General features: G+C 47.2%; 9 protein-coding genes and 1 pseudogene. 9 read left to right on the top strand and 1 reads right to left on the bottom strand.

Features of this window, described 5'->3' with window-relative positions:
• Positions 1–143: 143 nt before the first annotated feature.
• Entirely contained in the window at positions 144–587 is a 444-nt protein-coding gene (locus tag KW844_RS21630) for a DUF4293 domain-containing protein (protein ID WP_218378869.1), read from the bottom strand.
• A 146-nt stretch (positions 588–733) separates the two neighbouring features.
• On the opposite strand from KW844_RS21630, the pseudogene KW844_RS29465 reads away from it, so the two are divergent.
• From KW844_RS29465 to aspS, 9 genes and pseudogenes are all read left to right on the top strand, one after another.
• A pseudogene (locus KW844_RS29465) lies at positions 734–1960 on the top strand (malic enzyme-like NAD(P)-binding protein); the annotation flags it as partial.
• Complete coding sequence (locus tag KW844_RS29460) at positions 1943–3052, top strand: phosphate acyltransferase (RefSeq protein ID WP_370626508.1); 1110 nt, start codon at positions 1943–1945, stop codon at positions 3050–3052. The pseudogene KW844_RS29465 and the gene KW844_RS29460, both read left to right, overlap by 18 nt.
• A 100-nt stretch (positions 3053–3152) precedes the next feature.
• Positions 3153–4184: a hypothetical protein gene (locus tag KW844_RS21620; protein ID WP_218378867.1), complete on the top strand. Its 1032-nt coding sequence runs from the start codon at positions 3153–3155 to the stop codon at positions 4182–4184.
• A 62-nt stretch (positions 4185–4246) separates the two neighbouring features.
• A complete protein-coding gene (locus KW844_RS21615; RefSeq protein WP_218378866.1) occupies positions 4247–4990 on the top strand; it encodes an ABC transporter permease in 744 nt (247 codons plus the stop codon).
• Between the two features lie 16 nt (positions 4991–5006).
• Positions 5007–5840 carry an ABC transporter ATP-binding protein gene (locus KW844_RS21610; protein ID WP_218378865.1) on the top strand — a complete coding sequence of 278 codons (834 nt, stop codon included), beginning with the start codon at positions 5007–5009 and terminating at the stop codon, positions 5838–5840.
• Between the two features lie 128 nt (positions 5841–5968).
• Positions 5969–6856, top strand: coding sequence for a succinate--CoA ligase subunit alpha (gene sucD / locus KW844_RS21605; RefSeq protein ID WP_218378864.1), 888 nt, complete (start codon positions 5969–5971; stop codon positions 6854–6856).
• Positions 6857–6958: 102 nt separating this feature from the next.
• Positions 6959–13012, top strand: a complete 6054-nt coding sequence (locus KW844_RS21600) for an alpha-2-macroglobulin (RefSeq protein WP_218378863.1) — start codon at positions 6959–6961, stop codon at positions 13010–13012.
• 169 nt (positions 13013–13181) lie between these two features.
• Complete coding sequence (locus tag KW844_RS21595) at positions 13182–14243, top strand: FAD-binding oxidoreductase (RefSeq protein ID WP_218378862.1); 1062 nt, start codon at positions 13182–13184, stop codon at positions 14241–14243.
• A 130-nt stretch (positions 14244–14373) separates the two neighbouring features.
• On the top strand, positions 14374–16134 hold the full coding sequence (aspS, locus tag KW844_RS21590) for an aspartate--tRNA ligase (protein ID WP_218378861.1): 1761 nt from the start codon (positions 14374–14376) through the stop codon (positions 16132–16134).
• Positions 16135–16233: the final 99 nt, after the last annotated feature.

The raw sequence follows: 16233 nt of genomic DNA, 5'->3' as shown, positions 1-16233 counted from the left end.
TCTCCCTAAAAAAATAACAGACTAAGGCTGCACTACACCAGTGGGCAGCAATAAGTTTCTTCGCTACGGAGCAATTCCTGAAAGTACAAAAGCCGGTTCTGTGAAGTGAACCGGCTTTTGTTATAAACAGTAAGATTTATCGCTTATCTCAAACGATCCAGTGATTTGATCAGTTTCTCATCTTTATAAATACCTCTCGCAGCCAGAAATAGTAACACTACCATCACAATTGGCAGGAAGGAAGCCGGGAGATAGGACGCGTTCGCAATTACTTTTCCACTGGCAACCAATGCGTTAGCTTCTTTCTGGACCAAAGAATATTGGTAGATTATTGCACCGAGGGTCAGCAGGATGTCAATAACCGTTAAACGGAACTGTAATTTTCTCTTTTTATACAGAAAAATACATGCAAAAGCCATTAATATGATGATGATATAAAGCACATACATCAGGTAATTATTAGAGGCGTTTACGTAAGATATTTCAGGGGAATTAGAAAAAGTTGCTTTCCATAAGTTGCTGAGAAGCACTCCCACGCCAGCTCCGGCGGCTAAAAGCAAGTAAAGACTCTGGATGCGTTGTATCATATTATTTGCAAATGTTTAACGCCGTAAAAGTAAGGAAATTTAACTGTTATTTATGAGTTGCGTCGTATAAGCCCGGGGGATTAACTGGCGGTGATACTGCAATACTTCGTATATTGCACGCCCAATTACAACAATCTAAACTTGATATGGCAAAAAAACTGAACAAGCAGGATGCATTAGACTATCATGCAAAAGGCAGGCCGGGCAAAATTGAAGTAGTACCTACGAAAGATACAAAATCACAATGGGATCTCTCCCTCGCTTATTCTCCGGGTGTAGCCGAACCTTGTAAGGAGATTTACAACGATCCAGAGAATGTTTACAAATACACCGCCAAAGGAAACCTGGTAGGGGTTATCAGCAATGGTACCGCTGTATTGGGTTTGGGAGATATCGGGCCGGAAGCCAGTAAGCCGGTGATGGAAGGAAAGGGTGTATTGTTCAAAATCTTCGCAGACATTGACGTATTCGATATAGAATTAAATACAAAAGATCCGGACAGCTTCGTGGCTGCCGTGAAAGCACTGGAACCAACCTTCGGTGGTATTAACCTGGAGGATATCAAAAGTCCGGAGTGCTTTGAAATCGAGGAGAGACTGCGCAAAGAGCTGAAAATACCTGTTATGCACGACGACCAGCACGGTACGGCGATCATTTCAAGTGCAGCCCTGTTGAACGGTCTGGAGCTGGTGAAAAAGAAAGTGGATAAAGTGAAGATCGTAGTAAACGGTGCCGGCGCAGCCGCTATGGCCTGCGTTCGTTTATACCTGGCACTGGGTGCGAAACTGGAAAACTTCATCCTGTTTGATAAAGATGGTGTGCTGAATACAGAGCGTAAAGATCTTACGCCAATGCACATGCAGTTTGCTACCAAATCAAAGGTTAAGACCCTGGCAGAAGCGATGAAAGGCGCCGATGTGTTCCTGGGCCTGTCCGTTGGTAATGTGGTTACCCAAGACATGATCAAGAGCATGGCCAAAAATCCGATCGTAATGGCGATGGCAAACCCTGACCCAGAGATCGCCTATGATACCGCCGTGGCAGCACGCCCGGATGTAATCATGGCTACCGGCCGCTCCGATTATCCTAACCAGGTAAACAACGTATTAGGCTTCCCTTATATCTTCCGTGGCGCCATGGACGTGAGAGCCACTCAGATCAATGAGGAAATGAAACTGGCCGCTGTGCGCGCGCTGGCCGAACTGGCCAAATCGCCGGTGCCGGATATCGTAAACCTCGCCTACAACGAAAAGAATATTTTCTTCGGTCCAAAATATATCATTCCAAAACCACTGGACCCACGCCTGTTAAGCACCGTAGCACCAGCTGTGGCTAAAGCAGCGATGGACAGCGGTGTGGCACAGCATCCAATCAAGGACTGGGAAGCCTACAAAGTAGAGCTGAACGGCCGTCTGGGACTGGATAACCAGCTGTTCCGCGTTATTGGTACCAAAGCACGCCGTGATCCAAGGAAAGTGGTATTTGCGGAGGCTGATAACATTAAAGTCCTGAAAGCTGCACAGGTAGTGAACGACGAAGGTATCGCCATTCCTATCCTGCTGGGTAACGAAAACCGTATCCGCAACCTCGCCGCTGAACACGCGATCGATATCGAAGGTATTGAGCTGATCGATCCTAAGAGTGATGATATGCAGGAGAAACGCCACAAATTTGGTGAGCTGTTCTTTGAAAAACGTAAGCGTAAAGGCTTTAACTTATATGAGGCGAAGAAAGTAATGCGTGAGCGTAACTACTTCGGCTGTATGATGGTGGAAACCGGTGAAGCAGATGCGCTGATCTCCGGCCTTACCCGCAAATATCCTGATACCATCCGTCCGGCACTGCAGGTGATCGGTATGGAAGACGGTGTGAAGAAAGTAGCAGGTATGTACATCATCCAAACTAAGCGTGGCCCGCTGTTCCTGGCTGATACCACTGTCAACTTCAACCCTACCGCGGAAGAACTGGCAGAAATCACCCTGATGGTGGCAAAAGAAGTGCAACACTTCAATATCACGCCGCGTATCGCTATGCTGTCGTACTCCAACTTCGGTTCCAGCCCTACTCCTGAGGCACAGCTGGTAGCCAGGGCACGCGATATCGTAAAACAAAAAAATCCTTCTCTGATTGTAGACGGTGAAATTCAGGCAGCAATGGCCTTTAACAAGGAAATTCTGAAGGACAACTATCCTTTCACGGAGCTGATGGATGGGGAAGTAAACACCCTCATCTTCCCTAACCTGACGGCAGGTAACGTAGCCTATAACCTCCTGCAGGAGGTAGCAGGCTTTGATGCCATTGGTCCGGTACTGCTGGGTATGAAAAAACCTGTACACATTCTGCAACTGGGTAGTACCGTTCGGCAGATTGTGAACATGGTGAATATTGCCGTGGTAGATGCACAGGAAAAATGCTGCCGCGATAAAAAAGCGGAAGAGAAATCCAAAGGAAAGAAAAAGAAATAGTCTAGCCAGATTAATATAGCCATCAGCGTGGGGATGCGGTATAACTACTGCCATCTTCGCGCTGATGGCTTTTTTGCATGAATTGTGCTATATTTAAGTCATGCAGCAGATCTCCAGAAAAAAGATATTTTTCCCGATTAATCAGGCCTTCAGGAACTACCTGAAACTGTACGAACGGGAAATGAAATTGCCGGTGGACTACCAGGAACTGCGTTATTATGAATACGCCATTCCTGTGTATGACAAGCTGGGGAAGGATACACTCTGGGAAACAGTGTTCTATCCCCACAGCATGCAGGAGGCGATCCATGCCGGGTTAAAACGTATCTATTCCATATTGAAAGCGGGTGGTGATCAGTCGGCCGAGGAGCACCTCCACATTGAGCGCATCGATTACTGCACCTTTGGTAACAGTCATCCTTTCCGGATTAAAATCGTCAATAACTACAACGAGGTATACGATTATTTTTATGTGAAGATAGCAGATGCCTCAAGGATCTATGGCCTCGAGCTGGAGCATATTCTCTCGCCCTACTGGATGAACTTCCTCATAGACGGGAACACGCTGGTAGAAGAACATATTGCCGGCGTACCCGGGGATCAGTTTATTGAACAATACCTGCAACGGCCTGAGTTTAACCCTAAGCGTATTGCCAAAGAGTTTGTGAAGTTCAACGAGCGCTGTTTTGTGCGGCTCCTGGGGGACATGCGCAGTTACAACTTTGTATTTGATATTACGCCCGATTTCGATGACGTGCAGTTCCGCATCAGGGCGATCGACTTTGATCAGCAGTTTTATGAAGGCAAACGCACTTTGTATATGCCGCAGTTTTTCAAGGAAAACAGGGTATTTGTGGACCTGGCGATCAAGCACCTGAATGCAGAGGTGGTGAAACAATATCAGCAGGAGGAGCGTGCGCTTATAGCCCGGCGTATTAAGGTGCAGCGGCATCGCATCAAGGACCTGCGGGATGTGATCATGACGGATCGTGTATCCTTTCCCGAGAAGATACACCAGCTTGGTAGTGAGCTGGCGGAATATTATCATGACAAGGCCTTTGCCCGATGCAAGTCCATGGGGGAGATTGTGGAGCGCAGTCTGAAACGGCTGTTAGTTAGCAGTTTGAAATAGGCGGCTGAATTAATCGGAAATTCAGGCAGGTTTGACAAAATCTGTCATATCTTTGGCCGGTTATGGAATTCAGATTTTTCTATCATTTTGGAAACTATTTGCTGATGCTCAAAGGCATGTTTTCCCGCCCGGAAAACATGAAGATGTACTGGAAACAGTTTATGCAGCAGTGTGTGGATATTGGCGTAGGGTCGTTTGGGATAGTATTTATCATTTCCCTGTTTATGGGTGGGGTTACTACCTTACAAACTGCCTACCAGCTTGTAAACCCGATCATTCCCAAGAGTACTATTGCCCAGGTAGTACGGGATACCATCATTCTCGAATTTGCGCCTACCCTTACCAGCATTGTGCTGGCAGGTGTGGTGGGCTCCAAAATAGCCTCCGAACTGGGGAATATGCGTGTGTCCGAGCAAATCGATGCTTTGGAGATTATGGGTATAAACACCAAGGGTTATCTCATCTTACCAAAAATAATGGCAGCCGTGCTGATGATTCCTGTACTGGTAATGATTGCCGGGTTTCTGGGGGTTTGGGGTGGTAAAGAAGCCGGTGTATTATCCGGTATTATTTCTCCCGATGAGTTTATCCAGGGGTTACGGCAGGACTTCAAGGCATATAACGTATTTTTCGCCCTGGCTAAGTCATATACCTTTGGATTTATTATATCCAGTGTATCGGCCTATTATGGGTACAATGTGAGAGGCGGCGCCCTGGAAATCGGTAAGGCCAGCACTACCGCTGTAGTGGTGAGCTGCGTGCTGGTGTTGTTTATGGACTATGCACTGACAGCCATTTTACTGTAAGCTATTTCTACTAATCATGATCGAACTGCAAGACATAAAAAAAGGCTTTGGCGATAAGGAGATATTAAAAGGCGTTTCGGCGGTAATGGAATCCGGTAAGGTAAATCTCATTATCGGCGCCAGCGGCAGCGGAAAAACCGTGATGATGAAGTGTATAGTGGGGCTGATTGAAGTGGATGCAGGTAAAATCATCTACGATGGTAAAGACTTCACCTCCATGGATACTCATGAGCGCAAAGCTATACGACAGGAGATCGGAATGTTGTTTCAGGGGTCTGCCCTGTTTGACAGTATGACGGTAGAGCAGAATGTGATGTTTCCACTGGATATGTTCGGGAAGGGCAGCTACCGCGAGAAGAAAAAGCGGGTGGCAGAGTGCCTGGAGCGTGTGAACCTGAAGGATGCTGCTAAGAAATTCCCTGCGGAAATCTCCGGTGGGATGAAAAAGAGGGTAGGGATTGCCCGTGCCATCGTGCTGAACCCTAAATACCTGTTCTGTGATGAGCCTAACTCGGGGCTGGACCCGCAGACCTCCCTGCTGATCGACCAGCTGATCAAGGAGCTGACAGTAGAATACAATATTACCACCGTAATGAACACCCATGATATGAACACCGTGATGGAAAGCGGCGACCATATTGTATATATGTACCAGGGACAGAAGCAGTGGGAAGGCTCCAATAAAGAAATTGTGTTTAGCGACGACCAGTTGCTGAACGACTTCATTTTCGCCTCCGAATTCCTCCGTGAAGCTAAGGAAATGCGTCAGCATGAGCTGTTTAGCAGTGGTAAATGGAAGGAAGACTTGAAGAATAAAGGAGGCAATGAGGGGGGCAATGATAAAAAATAGTTAGATAAACAGTGTTTAGTACCCAGCTTTATCTGAAAGGTGCTAAATTGCAGAATTGTTTAAATCAGCTTATTTTTGCCACACCGGAAAAAATAAACATTATAAAATAAACCAATAAAACAAGCGCGATGAGTGTTTTAGTTAATAAGGATAGTAAGGTGATTGTGCAAGGATTTACCGGTACCGAAGGTACTTTCCATGCCACACAGATGATCGATTACGGAACCAATGTAGTAGGTGGTGTTACACCAGGTAAAGGTGGATCTACTCACCTGGAGCGCCCGGTATTCAATACCGTTGCGGATGCTGTAAAAGCAACCGGTGCTAACGTTTCTATCATTTTCGTACCGCCGGCATTTGCTGCTGACGCTATCATGGAAGCTGCTGAAGCAGGTGTTGCCCTGGTGGTATGTATCACTGAAGGTATCCCTGTTCAGGACATGGTGAAAGCCAAAAACTTCCTGGTAGGTACTAACACTCGCCTCATCGGACCTAACTGCCCTGGTGTTATCACTGCGGAAGAAGCAAAAGTGGGTATTATGCCAGGTTTTATCTTCAAAAAAGGTAAAATCGGTATCGTATCTAAATCCGGTACCCTCACTTACGAAGCTGCTGATCAGGTAGTTAAAGCGGGTCTGGGTGTTTCTACAGCTATCGGTATCGGTGGTGACCCAATCATTGGTACACCAACCAAAGATGCGGTAGAACTGCTGATGAACGATCCTGAAACTGAAGGTATCATCATGATCGGTGAAATCGGTGGTAGCATGGAAGCTGAAGCTGCACGCTGGATCAAAGAAAACGGTACTAAACCTGTGGTAGGTTTCATCGCTGGCCAAACTGCTCCTCCGGGCCGTCGTATGGGTCACGCAGGTGCAATCATCGGTGGTGCGGAAGATACTGCTGCTGCAAAAATGAAAATCATGGCTGAATGTGGCGTTCACGTTGTAGAAAGCCCTGCCAACATCGGTAAAACTATGGCGGAAGTGCTGAGCAAAAAAGCTGCACTGGCTTAATTTTTCCGACCAGTTAATATATTCTGAAAAGGTGGAGAGTAATGGGGATTTCCCTATACTTTTCACCTTTTCCTTTTACTCCAAATTCCAAATAAACCCAGTATGCGTACCCTGTTAGCATTATGCATTGTTTTAACCTTAACCGTTACCAACACCATGGCCCAGTCAGATAATAATAATTTATGGAGAGAAGTAGAACAGCTGGAAAAACAAGGCCTCTCCACCTCCGGCGCCAAAAAAGTGGACGAGATTTTCCGAAAAGCTGCGGCCGATAAAAACCAGGAGCAAAAAATCAAAGCCCTGGTATACCAGCTGAGATATGCGGCTGCGTTGAAGGATAGCAGCCTGGATTATGGCCTTGAAAGGCTCGATAAAGAAACTGCTGACGCACAGGGCCCCGCCAAAGCGATCCTGTACAGCATGAAGGCGGAGGTACTGTGGACCTACCTGCAATCCAACTCCTATGCTATTATGAGTCGCCTCGATGTGGTGAACGACCAAAGCAAAGATATTCGTACCTGGTCCGCGCAAAGGCTCACCACCGCTATCACCCAGGCATACGAGGCCTCTCTGACCCACCCGGAATTACTCAAAAAAGCCCCTATATCTGCCTATAGCCAGATAATAGACAAAGGGCAAAATGCAGATGGCCTGCAACCTACCGTGTACGATCTCCTGGCATATCGCGCCATTAATTATTACCGCTCCGGTTATAACAATATTAATAGACCTGCCAACCAGTTTGAACTTACTGACCCTGCCGCATTTGCCCCGGCCGGAACATTTGCCGGACATGCCTTTACATCTCCCGATACCACCAGTCTGCAATGGAAAGCCTTGTTGCTGTACCAGGACCTGATTGCTTTTCACGGGAATGATCCACAGAAAGCAGCACTGGCAGAAGCAGACGTACAGCGATTGAAATATGTAAAAGAGATCAGTGTAGCCGCCAACAAAAATGAACTATACGCCGCTGCGCTTACGCATATGCTGCAAGCCTATCGCTCCGGCCCCGCCTATGCCACTGTTGCCGCTATGAAGGCAGAAAACCTGCTGGAAGATATGCCCCTTGGCCTCTACGATATTAAAACAGTTACTCCTGCCCAACATCAGCAAATTGCCCATGTGCTGGAGATCTGTGAAGAGGCAGTGAAGGCTTTCCCCAAAGCCCCGGGCGCCGCAGAATGCCAGAACATTAAAAACCGCGTACTGTTCCCCGAACTGGAGCTGACCACCGAAAAGGTGAACGTGCCAGGGCAGGCACTCCGCATACTCACCAAATACAGGAATACCGGCACAGCATATTTTAAATTAATTCCGGTATCGCAAAGCCAATGGAGCAAGGCCCTGGCTGAAATGAAATGGTATGATGAATCTCAACTGGTACGGCAGATTATTGGGAACACGCCTGCCACCCGTACCTGGAATCAGCCACTGCCAGCCGGTACAGACCATTTCGGCCATGCTGCAGAAGTAAAGGTAGACGCGCTGCAGCCCGGCATGTACCTGCTGCTTATGAGCACCGAAGCAACCTTCGGGACCAGCGATAACCTGATGGTGGGCAAGTTTTTTGACGTGTCCGATATCGCATTCCTGACCACCGATTCTACCTTGTATGCCCTGGATCGTACTACCGGACAGCCTTTGTCAGGGGCGCGACTGGACATCCAAACCATGACACCCAACCCGGATTCAAAACAACTGGATAAGATATTTTCAGGTACTACCGATAATAACGGAAAAATAACGGTGGGGTATACCACCAAACGCTATGCAGATAAGTGGATGCTGTGGACTTACAACAATCAGCAGCTGATTGTTTCGCATATTAACGACTATAGCTTCCAGATACGCGGAGGTAAAGTTGAGCCGGTAAAAGAAGATAACCGTAAGGTATTCTTCTTTACAGACCGGGGACTGTATCGCCCAGGGCAGGTAGTGTATTTCAAAGGGATAGCGCTGGAGAAGGAGAAAAATAACGATAGTCGCGTACTGGCAGGCTTCAAAACCACCGTACAACTGCGTGATGCTAATGACGAAACAGTGGATTCCGTAGTAGTAACCGCCAATGATTTTGGTGCTTTCTCCGGTAAGTTTACTTTGCCACTTGGCCGCATTACCGGTAGTTACCGCATTACAGAAACTAACACCAACGCCAGTACGAACTTCAGTGTGGAAGAGTACAAGCGTCCTAAATTTGAAGTGAAATTTGATCCGGTGAAAATCGCTTATCGTGTAGGCGATACCGTTACTGCAAATGGTAAGGCAATTGCCTTTGCAGGTAATAATGTAGATGGTGCCGCGGTGAGTTACCGCGTAGTACGTGTGCCACGCTTCCCTTATCCGTGGCTGGCTTACAAGTATTACATGCCAAGAGGAAATAGCCAGGAAATTGTGAGTGGCAATACTACCACCGACGCGCAGGGAAAGTTCAGCATTCAGTTTACCGCCATCCCAGATAAAACAATCGACACTGCATTGGCGCCATTTTTTGTGTACCAGGTATCCGCCACGGTGACGGACATCAACGGTGAAACCCGTAGCCAGACGCAGGATATCAACGCCGGTTACAATACCATTTTATTATCCTTACAGGTGGATGCGTGGAACAAAGTAAGAATTACCACCACCAACCTGAACGGTGAATTTGAAGCAGCGAGCCTGCAACTGAAGCTACAGCCGCTGAAGCCAGCGGAACGCCTGCTGCGCACCCGCTACTGGGAACAACCAGACCAGTTTATTTACAGCGCAGAAGAATACGCCAAGCTGTTTCCACTGGACGTATATAAGGATGAAGACCAGTTGGAAAAACGGCCGCTATTGCCGGCAGTATTTGTAAAGCAGCTGAACAGTGTGAAAGAAGGAGTAACCGATCCGGGGTATTCCAAACTCAAGCCTGGCTTCTATCAACTGGAGGTAACTGCTACACCTGCTAACGGTAAGCCGGTAGTACAAAAAGAAATTTTTGAAGTGACCGAACCCGGTAAGGAAACCATGCCGTATCCGATGTACAGCTGGCACTACACCGAAAATAAATCCTATAAGCCCGGCCAGCAGGCAGTTGTAAAGATTGCCTCCGCTAAAGAGGCTTATGTATTACAGGAAGAAATGCGTGGTGAACAACCAACGGTAATATCTGTTTTTAAACTAACTGGTACGGATACACGTAAATATGATTTTACTCAGCGTGACCTTGGCGGTGCGCAGGTAAACTACAGCTGGATCAGGGATAACCGCTTTCAGCATATTGCCCTCATCTTCCCTGTAGCTACGGACGATAAATCTTTAAAAGTAGAACTGGCATCTCACCGTGATAAACTGGCCCCTGGTGAAAAGGAAAAATGGTCAGTAAAAGTCAGCGGGGAAAATGCACAGCAAGTGGAAGCCTCTTTACTGGCCGGTATGTATGATGCTTCGCTGGATGCATTGCGACCATTCTCCTGGAATCTGCCAGTGCTGGGTGTTACGAATTATATGCGCGGTGGATTGAGTATGCGTGATAACAGTGGTTCGGAAACGGCTTCTATTATCAGTTACCTGGTAGATAAAAACAGGTATACCAATATGGTGTATCCTTCCTTAAACTGGTTTGGATGGAGCCTGGATTTATCAGGTGAACAGAGAAGACATACGATGCGTGAGCAAGCTAGACCAGCGGCGGCCATGATGATAAAAGAATCAAGCAGTGCCAAACGTATGGTGACTGGCAGGGAGATGGCTAATAAAGCTAAGGCAGATGCGGACGGAGAATGGAGCATGTTGCCACCTGCGCCACCAGCACCTGAAGCACCAGCGAACTCACCTGCTGACGCTCCCGCTAAAGCACGCACCAATTTCAACGAAACTGCTTTCTTCTTCCCTGACTTAAGAACGGACGCTAACGGCAACGTATCATTTGAATTCACCATGCCGGAAGCCCTGACTAAATGGAAGTTCCAGGGCCTTGCTCATACAAAGGCAGCAGCCTTTGGTTTATTAAGTACAGAAATTGTAACGCAGAAAACACTGATGGTGCAGCCTTTTGCACCAAGGTTTATGCGTGAGGGTGATAAAATCAATTTCACTGCTAAAATCAGTAACCTGGCGGATTCACAACTCATTGGCCAGGCGCGGTTAGAACTGCTGGATGCTGCTACCATGCAGCCGGTGGATGGCTGGTTCCAGAATATATTCCCGGTGCAGCATTTTACTGCGAAAGCAGGTCAGAGCACACAGGTAGCTTTTCCATTGCAGATTCCTAACGGTTTCGGTAGTACGTTAATATATCGTATCACCGCACAAGCGGGTAACTTCAGCGATGGCGAAGAAAATGCACTGCCAGTGCTGACTAATCGTATGCTGGTAACGGAATCGGTGCCACTGTCCATGATCGGTGATGGTACCAAGGCGGTGAACTTTAAAAAACTGGAAGAGAGCGGTGCCTCTGAAACACTGCAGCAGCATGCGGTTACAGTGGAATACACCAGTAATCCTGCATGGTACGCCGTACAGGCGTTGCCGTACCTGATGGAGTTTCCGTACGATTGTGCAGAGCAGGTATTTAACCGCTACTACGCCAATGTGCTGGGTTCCTGGATTGTGACGCAGCGTCCTGCTATTCAGGAGATTTTTGAGAAATGGAAAACAACAGATACCGCTGCGCTGATGAGCAATCTGGAAAAGAACCAGGATCTAAAGTCGCTGTTGTTACAGCAAACGCCCTGGGTGCTGGATGCTAAAAATGAAAATCAGCAGAAACATAATATCGCCAAACTGTTTGATGCTGCCAATATTAAAACCGGTGCTGATGCAGCGTTGCAGCAATTAGCAGCTAAGCAAAACCACAATGGGTCTTTCTCATGGTTTGCCGGCTTGTCTGATGATCGTTTTATTACGCAGTATATTATAGCAGGTATAGGGAGATTGAATGGCCTCACGGGCAACCGCAACAGTCAGGCCAATACAATCGCGGAAAAAGCGATCAATTACCTGGACGCTAAGCTGGTAGCGGATTACAAACGAATGATGGCAAGTAAACCTAAGCCGGAAAATCAGCACGTTTACGGCATTGATATCCAGTATTTATATGCACGTAGTTTCTTTGATGTGAGTAAGAATGCGGAAGTTACTACGCTGCATAACTACATCCTGAAGCTGGCTAAGAAAGACTGGCTGAAATTTACGCTCTACGAAAAAGCGATGACGGCATTGCTGTTTCACCGGCTCAATGATAAGGTAACGGCAACGGCTATAGTGAAATCACTGAAAGAGAATGCTATCGTGTCTCCTGAAATGGGAATGTACTGGAAAGCTAATACCGGCGGATACTTCTGGAGTCAGGCACCGGTAGAAACACAGGCCATGCTGATTGATGCTTTCACTACTGTTACCGGCGACAAGCAATCAGCCGCACAAATGAAAACCTGGTTGCTGAAAAACAAACAGACCAATAACTGGAACACAACCAAAGCTACTGCTGATGGTTGCTACGCCATGCTGATTGGTGGTGATAACTGGTTGTCGGCAGCACCAACAGTAGATATTAAACTTGGTGCAGTGGATATAAGTACTGCTACAGAAAATACCGAAGCAGGTACAGGTTACATCCGTAAACAGTTTAATGGGAAAGACGTTAAACCTGCGATGGGCAAGATCGAAGTAGCTGTAAAAGGCAGTAAGGGACAGCCTTCCTGGGGAGCGGTGTACTGGCAATACTTTGAGCAACTGGATAAGATCACAGCGGCACAAACACCACTGTCAATAGAAAAACAGTTGTATAAAGAAGTGAATGCAGCGAATGGCCCGGTGCTAACGCAACTGAACAACGGTAATCAACTGCATGTAGGTGATAAACTGAAAGCCAGAATCATATTGCGGGTAGACAGGGATATGGAGTATGTACATCTGAAAGATATGCGTGCCGCGGCTTTTGAGCCACTGAATGTGCTGAGTACTGCTAAGTATCAGGGTGGCCTGGGGTATTACGAAAGTACGAAAGATGCCAGCACTGACTTCTTCTTTAGCGCATTACCGAAAGGTACCTGGGTGTTTGAATACCCGATGTATGTAACGCATGAAGGTACTTTCTCCAATGGCGTAGCTACGGTGCAATGTATGTATGCGCCTGAGTTTAATGCACATAGTGAAGGGATTAATGTGAAAGTGGTGGAGCAATAATTTTTTACTAATATATCAAATAGACAAAGGGCCGAAAGGCCCTTTGTCTATTTGATAACGCCAGATATTAATTTCCAGGCCCCGCGCGAAGCGCTGAATCAACCTCAATGACAGCGAAGCTGTCATTGAAAGAAAAGCAATCAATCAGTTTTAATACCTTCGTACCTGCATGAAACAAGTAGATTACATAATAGTAGGGCAGGGGATCGCCGGCACTATGCTCAGCTGGTTCTTAATGAAACGAGGTTTCAGTGTAGTAGTGATAGATGATGGAAAGAAGAACAGCGCATCGCGGGTAGCCGCCGGGATAATCAATCCCGTATCTGGCAGAAGATTCGAACCTGCATGGCTATACGAAGAAATTTATCCGTTTGCCAAATCGACATATGACGAATTGTCGGACCTGCTTAAAATAAATATATTAACGGAGCGTAATTTGTGGACAGTTTTCCCCTCCGCTCAAATGCGTGATGCCTTCAAAGCTAAAGCAGATAAGGAAACCAACGGGAAATACGCAGTAATTCCACAACAACTACAATATGAGGAATATCTGCAACAAGATTTTGGTGCTGCAGTCATTAAAGGGGCTACGGTTAACTTAAAAAATCTGCTGCCTGCATACCGGGAAATGTTGATTAGTAAGGAAGCCTTACTGGATGAACACTTTGAATTATCGCAATTGCAGCTGGTAAATAATGTACAAGTTACATACCATGATATAGCAGCAAAGAAAATAATATTTTGTGACGGGGCTGCTGCGGCTACAAATCCATACTTCAGTGCCATCAAATTTCTGCCGAATAAGGGCGAAGTATTATTTATCCGTGTCCCCGGATTGGAATCATCGGATATTATTAAAAAAAGTATTACGTTAGTACCCCAGCCGGACGGGCAGTTTTGGGCGGGAAGTTCCTTTGCTTGGGATTATGCCGATGAGTTGCCCACGGCAGCACAACGGGTGGTGCTGGAAGAAAAGTTACAGCAGTTGCTTAAAGTGCCCTATGAGGTAACGGACCAGCAGGCGGCAGTAAGACCTTCGGGGCATGACCGGCGGCCCATTGCCGGCTTTCATCCGGAATATCCATTAATAGGCATTTTTAATGGACTGGGAACCAAGGGGACTTCACTGGCCCCGCTGATGGCGGACCATTTCAGCCGGGTAATAGCCGGAGAAACGGAAATAATGCCCGAGATCAGCGTAAACAGATATTTTAACATGCTCCGGCAGTAAAATCCAGCGATCAAAACGTATCTTTGCCCCCCTTGCGGGCATGGCTGAATCACTGGAAGTAGTGGTAATCAACAGGGTACGGCTTTCCCGGGAATTCAACCATATAATTTTAAAAATCAACAATTTACGCATGTATAGGACGCACACTTGCGGAGAACTCAGAATGGAACAGGTTGGTCAGCAGGTTACGCTGGCCGGCTGGGTACAAACGGTTAGGAAATTTGGCAGCATCACTTTCGTGGATCTGCGCGACCGTTATGGTATTACTCAGCTGTTATTTGGTGAAAACCTCAATGCCCGACTGGATGACCAGCCTTTAGGCCGCGAATTCGTGATCCAGGCTACAGGTGTGGTTACCGAGCGTTCTAATAAAAACCCGAATATCCCTACCGGCGATGTGGAAATCACCATCGCTGACTTTAAGGTGCTCAACGCAGCTAAAACACCTCCTTTCACGTTAACAGATGATACAGATGGTGGCGATGAGCTCCGTATGAAATACCGCTACCTCGACCTGCGTAGAAATGCCGTTAAACAAAACCTGGAACTGCGCTACCGCGTAGGCCGTGCAGCACGTAATTTCCTGCACACCCAGGGCTTTATGGATATAGAAACCCCTTTCCTGATTAAATCCACTCCGGAAGGTGCCCGCGACTTCGTAGTGCCAAGCCGTATGAACGCAAACGAGTTCTACGCCCTGCCACAGTCGCCGCAAACCTTTAAGCAACTCCTCATGGTGAGCGGCTACGACCGTTACTACCAGATCGTGAAATGCTTCAGGGATGAAGACCTCCGTGCCGACCGCCAGCCGGAATTTACCCAGATCGACTGCGAAATGAGCTTCGTGGAGCAGGAAGATATCCTGAATACATTTGAAAGTATGTTCAAATTTATTTTCAAGGAGATCAAAGGGTTAGATATTGATTATGGGTTCCCTCGCATGACCTGGGACGATGCCATGGAATACTATGGTAACGATAAACCGGACATCCGATTCGATATGAAACTGGCTACCCTCACCGGTACCGTTCAAAATAAAGGCTTCAAAGTATTTGACGACGCGGAGCTGGTAGTAGGTATCGCAGCCAAAGGTTGCGCTGAATACACCCGCAAACAGCTGGATGAACTCACCGACTGGGTAAAACGCCCGCAAATCGGCATGAGCGGACTCATCTATGTTAAATATGGTGCAGACGGCAGCCTGAAAAGCTCCGTTGATAAGTTCTTTAATGAAGAAGAACTGAAAAAATGGGTGGCCGCAACCAAAGCCGAGCCAGGCGACCTGATCCTGGTACTGGCAGGTAAAGAAAGTCGCACCCGCCAGGCCATGAGCGCCCTCCGCCTTGAAATGGGCGAACGCCTCGGTTTCAGAGATAAAAATGTTTATAAACCACTGTGGGTGATCGACTTCCCACTGTTTGAATATGCGGAAGAAGAAAATCGCTGGGTAGCACGTCACCATCCGTTTACTTCTCCGAAACCAGAACATATCGCCCTGATGGATGATCTGTCGCAGTACGCCAACATCAAGGCTAACGCCTATGATATCGTACTCAACGGTACCGAAATCGGTGGTGGTTCTATCCGTATCTACCAGCGCGATCTCCAGGAAAAGATGTTCGCTGCGTTAGGTATGACCCCGGAAGAAGCAGATCACAAGTTCGGCTTCCTGCTGGGTGCATTTGAATATGGAGCGCCGCCTCACGGAGGTATCGCCTTCGGGTTCGACCGCCTCTGCTCCCTGCTGGGTGGCAGCGAAAGTATCCGCGACTTCATCGCCTTCCCGAAAAACAATTCTGGTCGCGATGTAATGCTGGATGCGCCCGCTGCTATTGATCAACACCAGCTCGATGAGTTACGGATCAGCTTGATAAAACAGGATCCGGCATAGTATTTGCAATTTCCGGGCATTCCCAAATAAAAAAATCCCCTTTGATATGGCTGAGGCCGCATCAAAGGGGATTGGTGCAAATAATAGAACAATATTTTT

Source organism: Chitinophaga sp. sic0106 (assembly GCF_019219075.1).
In the GTDB taxonomy this organism is placed as follows: domain Bacteria; phylum Bacteroidota; class Bacteroidia; order Chitinophagales; family Chitinophagaceae; genus Chitinophaga.
Note: the sequence above shows the minus strand (reverse complement) of the source record. Positions and strands in the feature narration are given on the sequence as shown.